Source organism: Bradyrhizobium elkanii USDA 76 (assembly GCF_023278185.1).
GTDB lineage: Bacteria > Pseudomonadota > Alphaproteobacteria > Rhizobiales > Xanthobacteraceae > Bradyrhizobium > Bradyrhizobium elkanii.
Map to the genome: position 1 here is coordinate 3,361,113 of NZ_CP066356.1, position 16,684 is coordinate 3,377,796.

Consider the following 16,684-nt stretch of genomic DNA (forward strand, 5'->3'; position numbering starts at 1 on the left):
CCCCCGATCATGATGAATCTCGCTGAATATCGCCGCTCCGACGCCCGTCTCGCCGACTTCCTGCCATGGGCAGCCCTGGTCGACGAGGGAATCATCCTGAACAAGGACGGGTCTTTCCAACGGACGGCGAAATTCCGCGGCCCCGACCTCGACAGCGCGGTGCCGGCCGAGCTGGTCGCCGTCGCCGGTCGCCTGAACAACGCCCTGCGTCGCCTGGGATCGGGCTGGGCCGTGTTCGTTGAGGCGCAGCGCCATTTTGCCGGTAGCTATCCGCCGAACGCGTTTCCGGATGTGGCGTCTGCGCTGGTCGACGCCGAACGCAGGGCTCAGTTCGAGGAGGCGGGTGCCCACTATGAGTCCAGCTACTTCCTGACCTTCCTCTATCTGCCTCCGGAGGAAGGGGCCGCCAGGGCAGAGCGCCTGCTCTATGAGGGACGCGATCGGACTGTGGGAGCAGACGCCCGCGAGGTGCTCCGCGGATTTATCGACCAAACCAACCGTGTGCTTCAGCTCTTTGAAGGATTTATGCCGGAATGCGCGTGGCTCGATGATCAGGACACGCTGACCTACCTGCACTCGACGATCTCGACCAAGCGTCACCGCGTTCGCGTGCCTGAAATTCCGATGTACATCGACGCGCTGTTGTCCGACCAGCCGCTAACCGGCGGGCTAGAGCCGATGTTGGGCTCAGCCAATATTCGGGTCTTGACGATTGTCGGCTTTCCGGGTGCGACGACCCCGGGGATCCTGGACGATCTGAATCGTCTGGCATTCTCGTATCGTTGGTCGACGCGCGCAATCATGCTCGACAAGGCCGACGCCACCAAACTGCTGACCAGGATTCGGCGGCAGTGGTTTGCCAAACGAAAGTCGATTGGCGCCATTCTCAAGGAGGTCATGACGAACGAGGCGTCGACGCTGCTCGATACCGACGCCCACAACAAGGCGCTTGATGCCGACGCAGCGTTGCAGGAACTGGGGTCGGATCAGAACGGACAAGCCTTTGTTACGGCGACCATCACTGTCTGGGACCGCGATCCCAACACTACCGATGAAAAGCTGAGGCTGGTCGAGAAGGTCATACAGGGCCGCGATTTCACCTGCATGATCGAGACCGTGAACGCCGTCGAAGCCTGGCTCGGCAGTCTGCCCGGGCATGTCTACGCCAATGTGCGGCAGCCTCCGATTTCGACTCTCAACCTCGCCCATATGATTCCGATGTCGGCCGTTTGGGCCGGCGAGTCGAGGGATCTGCACTTCAAGGGTCCGCCGCTTCTGTTCGGCAAGACCGAGGGATCGACGCCCTTCCGATTCTCGCTCCACGTCGGCGATGTCGGCCATACGCTAGTAGTGGGACCGACTGGAGCCGGCAAGTCGGTCCTTCTTGCCCTGATGGCGCTACAGTTCCGTCGTTACCCGAATTCGCAGGTCTTTGCCTTCGATTTCGGCGGTTCGATCCGGGCGGCCGCGGTCGCCATGGGTGGCGACTGGCATGATCTCGGCGGTGCATTGTCTGACTGGGACGAAAACCCAGTCGCGCTGCAACCTTTGGCCTGGATCGATGATCCTTCCGAGCGAGGGTGGGCGACGGAATGGGTCGGCGCGATCCTGGCACGGGAAAAGATCGAGATCACCCCTGAGGTCAAGGATCATCTGTGGTCGGCGCTAACATCTCTCGCTTCGGCGCCGAGGGAGGAACGCACCCTCACGGGCCTGTCAGTCCTTCTTCAATTGAACTCCCTGAAGCGCGCCCTGCAACCATACTGCCTGGGCGGACCTTCCGGGCGCTTGCTCGATGCCGAATTCGAACGTCTCGGCGAGGCGTCGGTCCAGGCGTTTGAGACCGAAGGCTTGATCGGAACGAGTGCTGCGCCAGCCGTGCTGGCGTACCTCTTCCATCGTATTGGGGATCGTCTCGATGGTCGGCCGACACTCCTGATTGTCGATGAGGGTTGGCTTGCCCTCGATGACGAGGATTTCGCTGGGCAGCTTCGGGAATGGCTGAAGACGCTTCGGAAAAAGAATGCCTCCGTCATCTTCGCCACTCAGTCGCTCTCGGATATCGACGGCTCCGCGATCGCGCCGGCGATCATCGAAAGCTGCCCAACTCGCTTGTTGCTGCCGAACGAACGGGCGATCGAACCGCAAATCACGGCCATCTACCGCCGCTTCGGCCTCAATGACCGCCAGATCGAGCTATTGAGTCGGGCAACGCCAAAACGCGACTATTACTGCCAGTCCCGTCGCGGCAACCGGATGTTCGAACTCGGGCTTGGTGAGGTTGCGCTCGCATTCAGCGCGGCCTCTTCCAAGACAGACCAGGCCGCCATTGCGCAGCTCCTCGCCGAACATGGACCTGACGGCTTCGTGCCGGCCTGGCTCCAACACCGTGGCGTCGCCTGGGCCACAGATCTGATTCCCAATCTTGTCAATCTGGAGAAATCGCCATGAGGCGTCTTGCCCTACTGGCCGCAGCCGGTGTCACCGCGCTGGCGCTTGGCGTTACGATCCCCGCACGGGCGCTGATCGTTTTCGATCCCAACAACTACGTTCAGAATGTGCTGACCGCCGCGCGGGAGCTCCAGCAGATCAACAACCAGATCACCTCGTTGCAGAACGAGGCGCGGATGCTGATCAATCAGGCAAAGAATCTGGCAAACCTGCCGTATTCGTCGCTGCAGCAACTGCAATCGTCGATCCAGCGGACCCAGCAATTGCTGGCCCAGGCCCAGCGCATCGCCTACGACGTGCAGCAGATTGATCGCGCGTTCTCGACTAGCTACGCGCCAGCTACCGGTAGCCAGTCGAGCCAGTTGCTGATCTTCAACGCCCAAACGCGTTGGCAGAATTCCTTTGCCGCGACGCAAGACGCGCTTCGCATCCAGGCCGGCATCGTTGGCAATCTCGACACCAATCGCATCCAGACGTCCGCGCTCGTAACGTCTAGCCAAGGCGCAAGCGGCGCTCTGCAGGCGACGCAAGCTGGCAATCAGATTCTCGCGCTGAACGCGCAGCAACTCGCCGACCTCACCGCTGTTGTGGCAGCGCAGGGCAGGGCGCAGAGCCTCGAAGCGGCTCAGCGCGCCTCGGCCCAGGATCAGGGACGAGAGCAACTCAGGCGATTCCTGACGCCAGGACAGGGCTATCAATCCTCCAATGTGCAGATGTTCCACTGATGACCGACGTAAAGGCATTCAAGGCGTTGTCGCTGCTTACGACAATCGGCCTAGTGGCCGTCGCCGCCTGCACGATTCAACTGCGTGGCGGAGACGATTCTTCGCCGGCACCGAAGGCGGAGCAAACGAACGATGCAACCAACTCCGACCTCGCACGCTGCCGCGGCGTTACACCGGAGGAAGCAGGGGATTATCAGCATTGCCATAAGATTTGGGCCGAAAACCGGCGTCGCTTCTTTGGCAAGAAAGATGGTGCCGCAGCTCTCGGCCACGATGACTCAGCCAGCCCGATACCCGCCCCAAAGGGCCAAAACCGGATCCCGCAGGGATATCCGAACCTGCCTATGCCCGAGGCGAGCAAGCCATGACGGGTACGGGGATCATTGACCAGTTTCTGGAGACCTTCACTCGTTATATCGATAACGGCTTCGGGCTGCTGGGTAGCGAGGTCGGATATCTGGCGACGACCCTTGCCGCGATCGACATCACGCTTGCTGCGTTGTTCTGGAGTTGGGGAACTGACGAGGACGTGATAGCGCGCCTCGTCAAGAAGACGCTTTTCGTGGGGGTCTTTGCCTACCTCATCGGCAACTGGAACAGCCTGGCGCGCATCGTCTTCGAGAGCTTTGCCGGTCTTGGACTGAAAGCGTCAGGCACAAGCCTCTCTGCGGCAGATTTCCTGCGACCGGGAAAGATCGCCCAAGTTGGACTCGATGCCGGCCGACCGCTACTCGATTCGATCTCGAACCTGATGGGCTACATCAGCTTCTTCGAAAACTTCGTGCAGATCGTTGTTCTCCTGTTTTCATGGGTCGTGGTGCTACTCGCCTTCTTCATTTTGGCGATCCAACTCTTTGTCACCCTGATCGAGTTCAAGCTCACAACGCTGACCGGCTTCGTGCTCATTCCCTTTGGGTTGTTTGGCAAGACAGCCTTTGCGGCGGAGCGGGTGTTGGGCAACGTTATATCGTCAGGGATCAAAGTTCTGGTCCTTGCCGTCATCGTTGGCATCGGCTCGACCCTGTTCTCGCAATTCACCACCGGCTTCGGCGGCGCACAGCCGACCATTGAAGACGCAATGACGCTGGTGCTCGCGGCTCTCTCCTTACTAGGTCTCGGTATATTCGGGCCGGGTATTGCCAACGGCCTGGTGTCCGGTGGACCGCAACTCGGCGCCGGCGCCGCAATTGGAACTGGCCTTGCTGCTGGCGGCATTGTTGCGGCGGGCGCGGGTCTTGCCGCCGGCGGAGGTGGCCTCGCTGGCGGCGCGATTGTGGGCGCCGCGCGTAGTGGCGGCGCTGTCATCAGCGGAGTATCAGCCGCTTACAGGAGCGGCGGCCTTGCCGGCGTCGCGGAGGCCGGCGCTTCAGCTGCTATGAGCCCGTTGCGTCGTGCAGCGGCAGCGCTCGGCGGAGGTGGGGAAGCCGGCGCGCAGTCCGCGAGCACTTCGGCGGAAGGGCAGCCCGATTGGGCGCGGCGCATGAAGCGTGCCGAGACTATTCGGCACGGCGCGTCAGCAGCCGGCCACGCGGTTCGCTCCGGCGATCACGGTGGTAGCGGCTCGTCAGTCAATTTGTCCGAAGGGGAGCGCTGACACGTAGCCACTGCGCTTTCGCCATCCGCTGCGCGGGCGACGACTCAAACGCGGACACCGCACGACTCGAAACTTATCACTTGATCTCAGGGGCAACTATCGATGTTCAAACGACCTTCCGTACACTACGGGCGCATGCCCGAGCCGATCACGCCTTATCAGAAGGCAGCGCAGGTTTGGGACGAACGCATTGGATCGGCGCGCGTGCAAGCCAAGAACTGGCGCCTGATGGCGTTCGGCTGCTTGATGTTATCAGCCAGTCTCGCAGGTAGCCTTGCTTGGCAATCGAGCCAAGGCTCGATCACGCCCTGGGTGGTCGAAGTCGACCACCTTGGCCAGGCACAAAGAGTTGCGCCGGCCAACATCGACTATCAACCCACTGATGCGCAGATCGCCTACCATATGGCGCGCTTTATCGAGGATGTCAGAGGTCTGCCGGCCGACGGCATCGTTCTGCGCCAAAATTGGCTCCGGGCCTATGATTTTACGACCGATCGCGGCGCCGCCGCGCTCAACGACTACGCGCGCAGCAATGACCCATTTGCCAAGCTGGGTAAGGCGCAAATCTCTGTCGAAGTCTCGAGTGTCATTCGTGCGTCGTCGGAAAGCTTTCGGGTCGCGTGGACCCAGCACGTCTACGACAACGGCTCGTTGAGTTCGACCGAACGCTGGACTGCAATTCTCTCGATCGTGATCGAGACGCCCCGCGATGCCGAACGCCTGCGCAAAAACCCCCTTGGCGTCTATGTCCGCGCCATCAACTGGTCAAAGGAGTTGGGTCAGTGACCAAGACGCCGCATGACGTTCATTCGAACCGCCCCATCCCGCACAATTCGGCACTGCTGGAATTCGTGGCCGCGAAGCGAACAATTCTGTTGGCTCTCCTGGTCGGTTCCTCGGCGCTCGGTGGGTGCGCGACCTACATTCCGCCGGAGATCAGCTATGACGCGGAAGTGCCTCCGTTGCCAGCGGCTCCCGCGCCTTTCGACGACAGATTGCGACCGCTTCACATTCCACCGCTCTGGAAGCCGGTTCTCGGCGGCAAGTCGGGAGGGAAAGAAGACGCAGAACCGGTGAGCCGGGTTGAGACGGCAAATAGCGCAGCCCGCGTCGAACCGCGCAAGCGGGGGTATTTCAACGCGGCGCAAATCTACGCCTACAGTCCCGGGGCACTCTATCAGATTTATGCTGCACCGGGGCAGATCACAGATATCGCGCTCGAGGAGGGAGAACAGTTGACGGGATCGGGGCCGATCGCGGCCGGAGATACTGTACGCTGGGTCGTGGGCGATACCGAGAGCGGGAGCGGCGACACACGGCGCGTCCATATCCTGGTCAAGCCGACCCGAACTTCGATCGAGACCAACCTGGTGGTCAATACTGACCGACGCACCTACCTGATCGAGCTCCGCTCCCGCGAACGGCCATACATGCCGTCTGTTGCCTGGTACTATCCGGAAACTGCGCGGGATCGATCGCGTTCGGTCGCCCTGAAGCCCGTTCTTCCGGACCCGGCGCAGCGCATCTCCCGCTATGCCATCGAAGGGGACAGTCCTCCCTGGCGGCCGCTGGTCGCCTATGACGATGGCCGCAAGGTCTATATCGAATTCCCGCAAGGCATTGTGCAGGGCGAGATGCCCCCGCTCTTCGTCATCGGTCCAGACGGCAAGACCGAACTCGTCAACTACCGCACCTACGGCAACCTATTGATCGTCGATAGGCTGTTTGCTGCCGCCGAACTGCGGCTTGGCGGCGAGCACCAGCAGAGGGTCCGTATTGTGAGGACCGACGGGAGGCCGTCATCATGAACACTCGGAATGTAAACGATCACGAGCAAGCAGTTCCGCCGGAGACACAAGGGGAGCAGTCCGAAAGCTTCCGCTTGAGAGCAGAGCATCCACGCGTGACGCGGTTGTCGCGGAAGGTCTTGGCCGGCGCAAGCGCGGTTGCCCTGCTTGTCATCGGTGGAGCGGTGCTGTGGTCGCTGCAGCACAATCGCTCCCGTAATCAGGCGGCCAATGAGCTTTACAGTACCGACCACCACAATGTTGCCGACGGTATTACGACGCTGCCGAAGGACTATGCTGGCCTTCCGCGCCAGCCCATCCCGCAACTCGGTCCGCCGCTCCCCGGGGACCTCGGTCGACCGATCCTTGCCGCTCAAGGCCAGTTGCCGACGAGCGGCGCTGATCCGGACCAGCAACGCCGGGATCAAGAGACCGAGGCAGCCCGCATCAGCCATTTGTTCGCTGCGACCAATGGACGAGAAGTCCGTCCGCCCGCCGCGGCGGTTGGAAGTGACCGCGTCGTGCCAGCGAGCGCAACGAGCACCGGCGATGACGGATCTGCGCAGAACGGCCAGGACCGCAAGCTTGCCTTCGTGAACGCCTCTGCGGACCGTCGTACGGTCAGCCCTGACCGCATCACCAAGCCAGCTTCACCGTATATCGTGCAGGCTGGGACGGTCATTCCGGGAGCTCTGATCACAGGGATTAGATCGGATCTCCCAGGCCAAATTACCGCGCAGGTGACCGAAAACGTCTTTGATACGCCGACCGGCCGCTTTCTGCTTGTGCCTCAGGGAGCGCGTCTGATCGGCGTCTACGATAGCCAGGTCACTTTCGGTCAGTCCCGCGTCCTACTCGTCTGGACCCGCCTGATCATGCCGAATGGACGTTCCATCGTTCTCGAGCGGCAACCCGGCGCTGACGCTGCCGGATACGCAGGCCTCGAAGATCAGGTTGATAATCACTGGGGTGAGCTGTTCAAGGCTGCGGCACTATCGACGTTTTTGGCGGTCGGGACCGAACTGGGGGCGGGTTCGGACACCAACAGCAACGACAGCGCAATTATCCAGGCATTGCGACACGGCGCCTCGGATTCACTGAACCAGACCGGGCAGCAGGTAGTTCGGCGCAGCCTCAACATCCAGCCCACTCTCACCGTGCGACCTGGCTTTCCGGTTCGCGTCATCGTCAATCGAGATCTCATACTTGTGCCATACGGAGTGTAACGGCATGCCCAAGCTTAAAATAGCAGCACTGCCGGACGACAAGCCGGTCAAGGTCGCCGCAGAACTTCCGGCATCAGTGCATCGGGATCTCGTCGCCTATGCAGAGGCCTTGGCAAGCGAAAGTGGGCAGCGCATCGATCCGGCGAAATTGATCGCACCGATGCTAGCTCGCTTTATGGCCACAGACCGCGGATTTGCAAAGGCGAGACGAGCCGGTCACCCCTCGAGAGCCGGCGGAAGCGAGGGATAGCGCTCTGCCAACAGATTGAGGAAACGGTTTAGAGCCGGATTTTCATTGTCGTCGCGCCAATGCGCAAAGAAGTCTACCCGGCTAGGTCCTGTCCCGTCGTGCAATTCCCGGTACACAAGCCCAGCGAAACTTGCGCCGATATCCGATTCCATCACCAGACTGAGCCCCATGCCCATACTCGTCAGATTTTTGATAATGCCGCGGCTTACGTCGTGGCGCTCTACTGCGGGCCGGTCGTCAGGTGAGGCGAGCTTCGAAATCAGGAGATCCTCGAGTTCGCGTCCAGGATCAATCTTGCTTAGAAGTATCTTTTCGTTGCGCAAATCGGCCCAATAGATGATCTCGCGTGCCGCTAGGTGGTGATCCTGAGGCAACGAGATCAAGATGCGCTCGCTCCACAGCAGTAGTGATTTGACGTCCAGACAAGCCAGACGTCCAGGGCTAACGACGACGTCGACGGTCCCGTTACGCAGCGCGGTCATCAGATGAAAGCGAGAGCGCTCCATCGTTGCCAATTCGATCTGCGGGAGCAGCTTCTTAAATTCACCTATCGTCGCTCGCAAATTGCCGGTGGACACGGACGTGTAGAAGCCAATAACAAGATGGCCAGTATCGCCGCGACCACCGGACCTCCCGGTTTCGACGAGTATGTCGACCTGTTCCAGGATCAGCCGCGCAATTCGCAAAACCGCTTGGCCAGCGATAGTGGGCTTGATTCCTCCGCTGGAGCGCTCGAATAGTGAAGTCCCAACCAGATATTCAAGCTGACCGATGGATCGGCTCAGGACAGTGTGCTTGATCGAAAGGACATCAGCAGCTCGTCGAAAGCTCCCGTAGTCGCTGGCAACCACAGCGAATCGAAGCTGTTGCAGGTCAATCGCGCTCGCTGTGCCACGTCGATTGTTTCTAATCTCAATTCCCGTCATGTTCATCGCCAGTGGGCATACCGCAAGACACGGTGTCCCGCTTAGGGCGAAGACACGCATATTGCTTCTTGGCATGGATCGTTCTAGGCGGCTGCGGAGATTACTGGTGTCCAAAGGACCGGCGCCGAGAGGCCGCCGGCCTTACGAAGGCTGGCTAGAGTATCGCGAGAAATATCGAGGTAACCGGCCACGGCCAAAGTATTGCCAATCGTGGAAGGATTGCAAATACGTCGCAGGGGCCAGCCAGATCGTCGGAGGATTCTCTCCATTCTGACATCCGTAACGGTAAGAATATCCGTGAGCTGCCGTGAAAGCCCGAACTCGACCATTCCAGCAAATAGCTCGTAGGTCGCGAGGGCTATGCCGCAAGCCCCTTTCGGAGCATCGTTAGGGACGTCAGTTGCGAATCGACTACTTTCCCAAACGAGAGGAGTCGATGGCGCGGGTCGGCCTTCAAGGAGCGCTGGAAAGGTGTCGCGAAGCATGGTCGGGCCAAGAGTTGGAAGCAGGCGAACGGAACCATGCACTTGGCCGCTTTCATCTACCTGGATTAGATAGTCAGGATGCAGCGCGTCGAATTCGTCGATCTCCATGTCGCTGCTGGTTTCAACTTCCCATGCCATGCGCAGTTTGAAGACACGATGCCGCAACCGATGCATCTCAACGAGGGTGTCGGAAAGCTCTCCGTACGAAGGTGGTGTGATCAACTGGATCATAATCCCTCCAGTAGTGTTGAATAGCCTTCGTTGAAGCGCGATTATCGCCTCAAATCATCACCTGTAGTTGTAGGGGGGAGGCACCCTAATTTTGCTTTTTTCTATTTGCAGCCGCCAAGTGTGTTACCGCCTGCGCGATTGTGCGAACGCCGAGCTTTTCCTTCGCATTCTCTAAGTAATACGCAACTGTGTTGCGCGAGATACCGAGAATGCAGCCGGTTTCCCAAGAGCTCTTTCCTCGAGCCGCCCACTCCAAACATTCTACTTCGCGGCGCGATAGCCGAATTCCGTCAAGACCACGTTCGTTTCCGAGCTTGCGACGAACGTGAGCATGAAAATACATCGCCATGAGTTGAAGGACACGCGTGTGCGAATCAATGCATTTCTCGAATTGTGGCCGGCTCTCGTCAGTAGCGAAAGTCAATGCGGAGATTGGTCCATGCCCATCGTGGATCGGCACCGTGAAGCCGAACCGGATTCCGCATTGCGCGGCTTCATCGAATAGACGCCGCTGCTCTTTTGAACTGGTTTGTGATCGAAAATCGATTCCCCATCGAAAAGGCTCCGGGCTCTGAAGGGCTTCTCGAATGACGGGATCAATGACTTGGTATTTCTTATCTAGATAATGGGTCGTCCATCGCGTTGGATATGTTGAGATAAGTCGGGGCTTCCTGTCTTCTTCGCTCTGGAGAGCGAGATAAGCGAAACACGATAGGTCCAAAGCCGATGCTGTTTCCGCCAGAGCGTTGGAGAAGCCTTCGGCATCTTCGGCGCTGACTATTGCATCAATGAATTGTTGGAAGACCCGATGCATATGGCTTTCCCTTAGACCGGTATGCGCAGAAGCCTTGTAGGCGACTCACCGTAGCGTCGTCGCGGTGCTGCGCTTGAGGATACCTGGCCCGCCGGACCTAAGGGAAAGCCTGCTAACATCAAGCACCACACGCCTCCGTAGCTAGCGCCGAAGGAAATTAGGCAAAACCTGGCCTGTGCGGGACGCGCCTCACAGTGCGATCTCTCATGTGCAGCCATAGCTAATGCGTGGGATTCTGCGGCCGCGAGGACCGTCTGATCGATAGGGTTTGCGCCGGCAGGACAGGTGTAGATCAGAGGTCGCCGCGGCCGAGCAGCGCGTGCAGCGCGGCCTGCCGCATAGTGGAGAAGATCGACTCCTCGTCGAGGCCCTTCCTAAGCGTCGCAGCGGTGTTGAGCATGGAGAACACGGCCTGGGTCAGCAGTCGTGCCTCGGGTTCGGACAGGTCGGGCCGCAGCGGGATTATCACGGAAATCCATTCTTCGGCGTACAACGCCATCTCGCGCCGGATCCGTCTGTGGTCGTGTTCAGGAAGAGCGTGCTCGTTCTTGGTGAAGATCAGCGTGCTTGGTGGTCCTTTAAGGATCAACCGGATGTGCGACTCGACCATCGCTATCATGGCGGCCTTTGGGTCCTTCGTCGTCTCCGCGATCCGTTTCGCAACCTCGTGCACGATCTGCGTCGGTTCCTCCAGAACCGCGATCAGGACTGCCTGCTTGTTCTGGAAGTGGCGATACAATCCAGGACCAGTGATGCCGGCGCGCGCAGCGATCATTTCAACTGTGACCGCGTCGTATGAGTGCTGCAGGAAGAGCTCAGCAGCGACCGCGATCAACTGCTCGCGCCGCCCGCTGCTGTATGCCCGCTTGATCGGTAATGGCTGAATATTCATTGAGGCGCACCGTACCACGTGGCGGCCGCGAAGCACCGTGTCATCCCGCGCGCCAGCATCGTCTGTCCCGGGCTCAATGAATGGATCATGTGAACATCTCATTTCATCCTCATGTAAATATGTATTCACTTTTCTGGGCCGTCGCCAGATCGCTAGGCGAGGGGCTGAATATTTTCCATCGCGCGCTTATCAGGAATTATGCGGGTTTTGAAGCAAATACCGCAAAGAACGGTTCTAGATGGTCGACGCCGAAAGGTTGTTGACAGGACGCAATTGCTGATCATAAAGTTAGTGTAGATTAACATTGAAGGTGCGGAGGAGGCACAACGCATGCGGTTCATCTTCTTCAGCGAGGGAGAGACCCAGCCGGGACACACCCACGCGCACCGCTATCGCGAGCTCATCGACGAAGTGATTCTGGCAGAGAAAGTCGGATTCGACGCGTTCGGGTGCTCCGAACAGCATTTCGCGATCGGCACGGCCTCGACCTCCGCTCCCGAGGTGATCTACCCGTACATGATGGCGCTAACCAGTCGGATCCAGTTCATCCACCTGATCACGCCGCTTCCCAAGAAGATCAATCACGCGCTGCGCGTTGCGGAGCGGCTGGCGACCGAGGATATCCTATCGAACGGCCGCGTCGGGCTTGCCGTCGGCCGCGGCAACACCACCCTCGCGCTGCGCGCCTTCGAGGTCGACCCCGAGGAGACCAAGGCGCAGCAGATAGAGGGCATTGAGGTCATCCGCCGGGCCCTATCGAACGACATCTTCTCTTTCGTCGGCGAGCATTACAAGATTCCGCCGCGCAGCCTGACGCCCAAGCACGTGACGCTGCCCTATCCGCCAATCATGATGGCGACTTCGAGCCCGCAATCGATCACCGCCGCCGCGCACATGGGCATCGGCGCCATGATGGGCGGCGGCTATAGCGGATTCGCCTCCGTGCAGAGGTCGGCCGAGCTCTATGACAAGGAGCTGGCGAGCGCCGAGCACGTATACCCCGTGCAGGCGCAGAAGGTGGCGGTGATATCCGGCGGAATGCATTGCGCCGATACAAACGAGGAGGCGGAGCGGTGGGCGGCCACGCTGGCCCATAGCGTCTCCTTGTCCATCGACGCTTATGAGCGGCTGTCGAAGCTGTCCGCCGACTACGGATCGCTCGGCAAGATCAAGAACATCGACTTCAAAAACGAGCGCTATCTGTTCGACGAGTCGGGCAGCTTCATCGTCGGCGACGTCGAGACCTGCACCAAGCAGGTCCAGCGGTTCGTCGACATGGGCATCGACGCGCTCGCGCTGCGCATCGATGGCATGCCGCACAAGGAGCTGATGAAGTCGATCGAGCTGTTCGGCAAGTACGTCATCCCGAGGTTCAAAAACCACCGGTCGGTCGTGCGCACGTCCGACGCGATCCTTGCAGACATCCGCGCCGCCCGCCCCGCCCATTATGCCGAGCGCGAGGCCTTCGAGAACGCCAAGGCGGCCGCCGGGACCGTCGATGGCGCAGTCCGTAATCCTGCTGCTTCGGCCTGACGCCCATTTGAAGAACTGGAGACTGAAGATGAAAGACAAAAAATATGAAGGCTTGCTCGTAGAGATACGTCCGAGCGGTGTGGCCGTCATAACCATGAACCGGCCTGAAATCCTCAACGCCATCAATTGGCCTATGCATACCGCGTTGGAGGAGGTGTTCGTAGACCTCGATAGGGCCCCCGCGGTGAAGGCCATAGTGCTCACTGGCGCTGGTCGAGGCTTCTGCTCAGGGGGTGATCAGAACGCGCTTGATACCGGTGGGCATCCGATATCGCCCACGCGCTCGGGTCGACATCTCATCAGGAACATCCTCGAAGTCGAGTCCCCCGTCATCGCTGCCGTGAACGGCGTGGCGGTCGGGTTGGGCGCCACGCTCGCCCTGTTTTGCGACGTTATCTTTGCCCAGCCAAGCGCGCGCTTCGCCGATACGCATGTTACGGCCGGTGTCGTCGCCGGAGATGGGGGCGCTGTAATTTGGCCGCTTCTCCTGGGTCCGGCACGGGCCAAACACTTCTTGATGACCGGTGACTTCATTTCGGCGGAAGACGCGGCGGCTGCGGGGATGATCAACAAGGTCGTGCCGGAAGGTACTGTTCTTGATCATGCGATCGGATACGCCGAACTGCTCGCGAGTGGACCCCGCAACGCAATCGTCTGGACAAAATATAGCGTCAACAAGCTGATCAAGGAGCAGGTGCATCTCAATCTAGATACCGCGATGGCGCTCGAGGCGCTGACCTTCAAGAGTCCTGATCGCAAAGAAGCCGTCGCGGCCTTTCGAGAGAAACGCAAGCGCTTCGCGGAAGCCAAAAAGCCGACGTGAGCCTGGCGCGATGAAGCGGTGCCAGACTTCGATGCATAACGATAGCCCGCTACATCGAGGCTTGGCAGGCGTTCCGCGAGAAGCAGTCGCCGCGCCCTCCCTCGACTCAGAGCGAGGGCGGCTTCGCCACCCACCGCAGCAATCAGACACGAGAGACATCCGATGACGGCTTTATCCGCGCGGCACGAAAGCGATGCGGCTGCCGGGCTGTGGACGGCCGGCTACGACGGCGTCGTGGTCGCGACGCTCGACAGGCCTCCGGCCAACGCTCTGAACCGTGCGTTGTTGCTCGCCATGACGGCGCTGTTCCGGGATCGTGGCCAGGGCGACCCGGCGCCGATAGTGATCACCGGTGCCGGGGCGCGGTTCTTCTGCGCCGGCGGTGACATCAAGGAAGCCGACGGAGCCGCCGCTGACCCGGTCGAAGACCGAATGCGGGGTTTCCATAACCTCCTTGTCGCGATGGAACGATACCCGGCTCCGGTCATCGCCGCTGTCAACGGCGACTGCGTCGGCGGCGGCGTGGAGTACGCGCTATTCGCAGATGTGGTGCTCGCGGCGCCTCACGCCCGGTTCGGATTCCCCGAGATCAGACACGGCCTTCTGCCCGCGGACAAGGGAATCCAGCGCCTCGTCCGCCTGATCGGAACACGGCCCGCACGTGACTTGCTGCTGAACGGTGAACTCGTCGGCGCCGAGCAGGCGGCACGGTGGGGCCTTGTCGACGCGATTATCGAGCCCGATCGACTGGTGGAGGAGGCGCTCGGCCGGGCCCGGGAGGCCGGCCGTCGAGCTCCTGTGCTCTATGCGGCGCTTAAGCAGGCCGTGAACGATTACGACGACGCTGTTGATCAACGCCGGGCCGAACTGACGCTCGCCAAGGCTGCCTCCTGGTTCAACGACCCTGTGGCGCGAGGCCTCCGCGAAGGCTGGAGACAGGCGCGGGCGTCGTCGCAGCCTTCAGACGAGGGGGCACGAGCCCCAAACTCCACCCCGCACTCAGGCCGGTAGGTCTGTACAAATCGGAGCGATGACCATGGCCACAAATCCCGTCCCCCCAGCCACTGCCCGTGCACGGCAGGTGCCGGTACTGAGCGGCGTCACCGACATCGGCGTCGCCAACTTCCAAGCCGTCGAGCGAACCTTCGCCCAGATGGTACACGAACGAGCCGAGGTTGAGCCCGATGACGTCGCGTTTTGCCAGTGGGACGGCATGCGCGCGATTCCGACCACGTGGGCGCAGTACGCATCGACTGTACGCGAGGTTGCGCTCGGGCTGGCAGCCGTCGGTGTCGCGCCCGGCGACAGAGTCGCCATCATGGCGCCGGGCCGGGGCGAGTGGGTGATTGCGGCGCTTGGCATCCTCTCGGCCGGAGCGATTCCTGTCGGTGTCTACCCCATGAGTTCCGCTGCTGAAGTGAGGCAACTGGTCGGACACAGCGAAGCCGTTGCCATGGTTGTTGGCGACGACAATGACGTGGCAAAGGTCGCTTCAGTTGCCACGGGGCTTCCAGCACTACGAGCCGTGATCAGCTTCGATGGCTCCCCATCAGGACTTCCAGGAACGGTTGTCGGCAAGACATGGACCGCACTGCGCGAGACCGGTCGAGCCCACGATGCGGCCAACCCGGCGCTTTTCGACGAGCGCCTCGTCGGGGGGCACATCGACCAGCCAGCAGCTTTGTTCTACACGTCCGGATCCACCGGAGCTCCCAAAGGTGTCATCCATACCCACCGCACCTTGCAGTACTCTGTCCTTGGATCCGCCGTACTCAACCCGGACGTGACCACAACCCGCCGAGACTCGCTCAGCTTCCTGGGCCTCTCCCATGTTTCTCCGGCCATGTCCGGCGTCTACGTGCCGATCATGACCCGGGCGGTGGTGACCTTCTGCCGCCTGGACCAGCTTTCGGAGGCCCTCCGCGGAGTACGTCCGACTGGGATCGTCTGGCCGCCGCGGCTGCATGAGAAGCTGCTCAGCGTAGCGCTGGCCGGGATCAAGGGGGCGCCGGCATCTTTCCAGAAATCTTACGAGGACGCGATGGCGGTGGCCCGCGAGGTCGCCGCCGCGCGCCGACGCGGCGAATGCGTGCCTGCCAAGTTGCAAACGCGCTACGACCAAATCCAGGAACAGGTATTCCTGCCTCTACGCGCAAAGTTAGGCGTGGACCGGGTCAACATCGCTTGGACCGCGTCGGGAGCGATGACCCCCGAGGTGCATGCCTTGTGGCAGCTGTGGGGCGTGGACTTGCGCGAGATGTACGGCACGACCGAGACCTGCGGCTGGGTCCTCGCGCAGTGGGATCGCGCCTTTCCGTCCCCTGGGACCGTGGGCAAGGCCATGCCCGACCCGCGATTTGGGATCAAGGTCAGTAGCGAGGGCGAACTGCTGGTGAAGGGGCCTCTGCTGTTCCGCGGCTACTGGAACGACGCGGAGGCGACCGCGGACGTGATGGAGGGGGAGTGGTACCGCACCGGCGACCTCGTTGAAATCGACGCATCCGGCGAGGTCAAGCTCATCGGACGAGCCAAGGACATCATCGTCACCAGCGGCGGCAAGACCATCAATCCGCAGCCTACTGAAGTGCGCCTCAAGGCCAGTTCTCTCATCGAGGAGGCCGTGGTCGTCGGCGACGGCCGCAAATACCTCACCGTCATCATCTGGCCGACTGAGAACGGCAGCAAGCTCGACAGGGACGGGCTGCACGAGGGCTTGCGAAAGCAGATTGAGGATCTCAACGCCGAGCTTGCGCGTCCCCTTCAGCTCAAGGACTTCCGTATCGCGCCACGTGCGCTCTCGCCAGGAGCGGGAGAGCTTACTGCCAAGGGCACAATCCGTCGGGCTGCGGTGCTCACCTCGTTCAGCGCACTCGTGGACGAGATGTACGACTCAGCGGAGCACAACGAGTTCGCTGACCAAGCGCGGCTCCAAGGTTGAAGGAGCGAG

At 60.8% G+C, this 16,684-nt stretch carries 16 protein-coding genes; 12 read left to right on the forward strand and 4 right to left on the reverse strand.

All coding sequences use genetic code 11. The annotated features are described in order from the left end of the window. The first annotated feature begins 9 nt into the window (after nucleotides 1-9). The 8 genes from trbE to JEY66_RS16155 all read left to right on the forward strand — a co-directional run bounded on the left by trbE (nucleotide 10) and on the right by JEY66_RS16155 (nucleotide 8,033). Entirely contained in the window at nucleotides 10-2,451 is a 2,442-nt protein-coding gene (gene trbE, locus JEY66_RS16120; RefSeq protein WP_018272743.1) for a conjugal transfer protein TrbE, read from the forward strand. After that, on the forward strand, nucleotides 2,448-3,176 hold the full coding sequence (trbJ, locus tag JEY66_RS16125) for a P-type conjugative transfer protein TrbJ (RefSeq protein WP_018272742.1): 729 nt from the start codon (nucleotides 2,448-2,450) through the stop codon (nucleotides 3,174-3,176). The genes trbE and trbJ overlap by 4 nt, the downstream gene beginning before the upstream one ends. Then, complete coding sequence (trbK-alt, locus tag JEY66_RS16130; RefSeq protein WP_018272741.1) at nucleotides 3,176-3,544, forward strand: putative entry exclusion protein TrbK-alt; 369 nt, start codon at nucleotides 3,176-3,178, stop codon at nucleotides 3,542-3,544. The genes trbJ and trbK-alt overlap by 1 nt, the downstream gene beginning before the upstream one ends. Further along, on the forward strand, nucleotides 3,541-4,770 hold the full coding sequence (trbL, locus tag JEY66_RS16135) for a P-type conjugative transfer protein TrbL (RefSeq protein ID WP_018272740.1): 1,230 nt from the start codon (nucleotides 3,541-3,543) through the stop codon (nucleotides 4,768-4,770). Before trbK-alt ends, trbL begins: the two co-directional genes overlap by 4 nt. A gap of 102 nt (nucleotides 4,771-4,872) precedes the next feature. Then, complete coding sequence (trbF, locus tag JEY66_RS16140) at nucleotides 4,873-5,556, forward strand: conjugal transfer protein TrbF (RefSeq protein WP_026193056.1); 684 nt, start codon at nucleotides 4,873-4,875, stop codon at nucleotides 5,554-5,556. Further along, nucleotides 5,553-6,578 (forward strand): P-type conjugative transfer protein TrbG, encoded by a 1,026-nt coding sequence (gene trbG, locus JEY66_RS16145; protein ID WP_018272738.1) that lies wholly within the window; start codon nucleotides 5,553-5,555, stop codon nucleotides 6,576-6,578. The genes trbF and trbG overlap by 4 nt, the downstream gene beginning before the upstream one ends. Next, nucleotides 6,575-7,783 (forward strand): TraB/TrbI/VirB10 family type IV secretion system protein, encoded by a 1,209-nt coding sequence (locus JEY66_RS16150; RefSeq protein ID WP_018272737.1) that lies wholly within the window; start codon nucleotides 6,575-6,577, stop codon nucleotides 7,781-7,783. Before trbG ends, JEY66_RS16150 begins: the two co-directional genes overlap by 4 nt. Nucleotides 7,784-7,787: 4 nt before the next feature. Then, entirely contained in the window at nucleotides 7,788-8,033 is a 246-nt protein-coding gene (locus JEY66_RS16155) for a DUF2274 domain-containing protein (protein ID WP_080650397.1), read from the forward strand. Here JEY66_RS16155 and JEY66_RS16160 read toward each other — a convergent pair. From JEY66_RS16160 to JEY66_RS16175, 4 genes are all read right to left on the reverse strand, one after another. Beyond that, the gene (locus tag JEY66_RS16160; protein ID WP_018272736.1) at nucleotides 8,000-8,965 is read right to left on the reverse strand and encodes a LysR family transcriptional regulator; all 966 of its coding nucleotides are present in this window, start codon (nucleotides 8,963-8,965) and stop codon (nucleotides 8,000-8,002) included. The two genes, JEY66_RS16155 and JEY66_RS16160, sit on opposite strands and share 34 nt — an antisense overlap. Nucleotides 8,966-9,042: 77 nt before the next feature. Next, nucleotides 9,043-9,675, reverse strand: a complete 633-nt coding sequence (locus JEY66_RS16165; RefSeq protein WP_018272735.1) for an acyl-homoserine-lactone synthase — start codon at nucleotides 9,673-9,675, stop codon at nucleotides 9,043-9,045. Nucleotides 9,676-9,760: 85 nt separating this feature from the next. Beyond that, a complete protein-coding gene (locus tag JEY66_RS16170) occupies nucleotides 9,761-10,489 on the reverse strand; it encodes a LuxR family transcriptional regulator (protein ID WP_080650396.1) in 729 nt (242 codons plus the stop codon). Nucleotides 10,490-10,781: 292 nt separating this feature from the next. Next, the gene (locus JEY66_RS16175) at nucleotides 10,782-11,381 is read right to left on the reverse strand and encodes a TetR/AcrR family transcriptional regulator (protein WP_018272733.1); all 600 of its coding nucleotides are present in this window, start codon (nucleotides 11,379-11,381) and stop codon (nucleotides 10,782-10,784) included. A gap of 330 nt (nucleotides 11,382-11,711) precedes the next feature. Between JEY66_RS16175 and JEY66_RS16180 the strand changes: the two genes are divergently transcribed. From JEY66_RS16180 to JEY66_RS16195, 4 genes are all read left to right on the forward strand, one after another. Further along, entirely contained in the window at nucleotides 11,712-12,914 is a 1,203-nt protein-coding gene (locus JEY66_RS16180; RefSeq protein ID WP_018272732.1) for an LLM class flavin-dependent oxidoreductase, read from the forward strand. Between the two features lie 28 nt (nucleotides 12,915-12,942). Then, entirely contained in the window at nucleotides 12,943-13,737 is a 795-nt protein-coding gene (locus JEY66_RS16185; protein WP_026193054.1) for an enoyl-CoA hydratase/isomerase family protein, read from the forward strand. Nucleotides 13,738-13,899: 162 nt separating this feature from the next. Next, nucleotides 13,900-14,748, forward strand: a complete 849-nt coding sequence (locus JEY66_RS16190; protein ID WP_018272730.1) for an enoyl-CoA hydratase/isomerase family protein — start codon at nucleotides 13,900-13,902, stop codon at nucleotides 14,746-14,748. A 25-nt stretch (nucleotides 14,749-14,773) separates the two neighbouring features. Continuing rightward, nucleotides 14,774-16,675 (forward strand): AMP-dependent synthetase/ligase, encoded by a 1,902-nt coding sequence (locus JEY66_RS16195; RefSeq protein ID WP_129965161.1) that lies wholly within the window; start codon nucleotides 14,774-14,776, stop codon nucleotides 16,673-16,675. Nucleotides 16,676-16,684 lie beyond the last annotated feature (9 nt).

Bases quoted from the DNA above. Each gene is read 5' to 3' on its own strand.
- JEY66_RS16180 (WP_018272732.1), top strand. From the start codon at position 11,712: ATGCGGTTCATCTTCTTCAGCGAGGGAGAGACCCAGCCGGGACACACC.
- trbE (WP_018272743.1), top strand. From the start codon at position 10: ATGATGAATCTCGCTGAATATCGCCGCTCCGACGCCCGTCTCGCCGAC.
- JEY66_RS16165 (WP_018272735.1), bottom strand. From the start codon at position 9,675: ATGATCCAGTTGATCACACCACCTTCGTACGGAGAGCTTTCCGACACC.
- JEY66_RS16155 (WP_080650397.1), top strand. From the start codon at position 7,788: ATGCCCAAGCTTAAAATAGCAGCACTGCCGGACGACAAGCCGGTCAAG.
- trbF (WP_026193056.1), top strand. From the start codon at position 4,873: ATGTTCAAACGACCTTCCGTACACTACGGGCGCATGCCCGAGCCGATC.
- trbJ (WP_018272742.1), top strand. From the start codon at position 2,448: ATGAGGCGTCTTGCCCTACTGGCCGCAGCCGGTGTCACCGCGCTGGCG.
- JEY66_RS16175 (WP_018272733.1), bottom strand. From the start codon at position 11,381: ATGAATATTCAGCCATTACCGATCAAGCGGGCATACAGCAGCGGGCGG.
- trbK-alt (WP_018272741.1), top strand. From the start codon at position 3,176: ATGACCGACGTAAAGGCATTCAAGGCGTTGTCGCTGCTTACGACAATC.
- JEY66_RS16185 (WP_026193054.1), top strand. From the start codon at position 12,943: ATGAAAGACAAAAAATATGAAGGCTTGCTCGTAGAGATACGTCCGAGC.
- JEY66_RS16160 (WP_018272736.1), bottom strand. From the start codon at position 8,965: ATGAACATGACGGGAATTGAGATTAGAAACAATCGACGTGGCACAGCG.
- JEY66_RS16150 (WP_018272737.1), top strand. From the start codon at position 6,575: ATGAACACTCGGAATGTAAACGATCACGAGCAAGCAGTTCCGCCGGAG.
- JEY66_RS16195 (WP_129965161.1), top strand. From the start codon at position 14,774: ATGGCCACAAATCCCGTCCCCCCAGCCACTGCCCGTGCACGGCAGGTG.
- JEY66_RS16190 (WP_018272730.1), top strand. From the start codon at position 13,900: ATGACGGCTTTATCCGCGCGGCACGAAAGCGATGCGGCTGCCGGGCTG.
- JEY66_RS16170 (WP_080650396.1), bottom strand. From the start codon at position 10,489: ATGCATCGGGTCTTCCAACAATTCATTGATGCAATAGTCAGCGCCGAA.
- trbL (WP_018272740.1), top strand. From the start codon at position 3,541: ATGACGGGTACGGGGATCATTGACCAGTTTCTGGAGACCTTCACTCGT.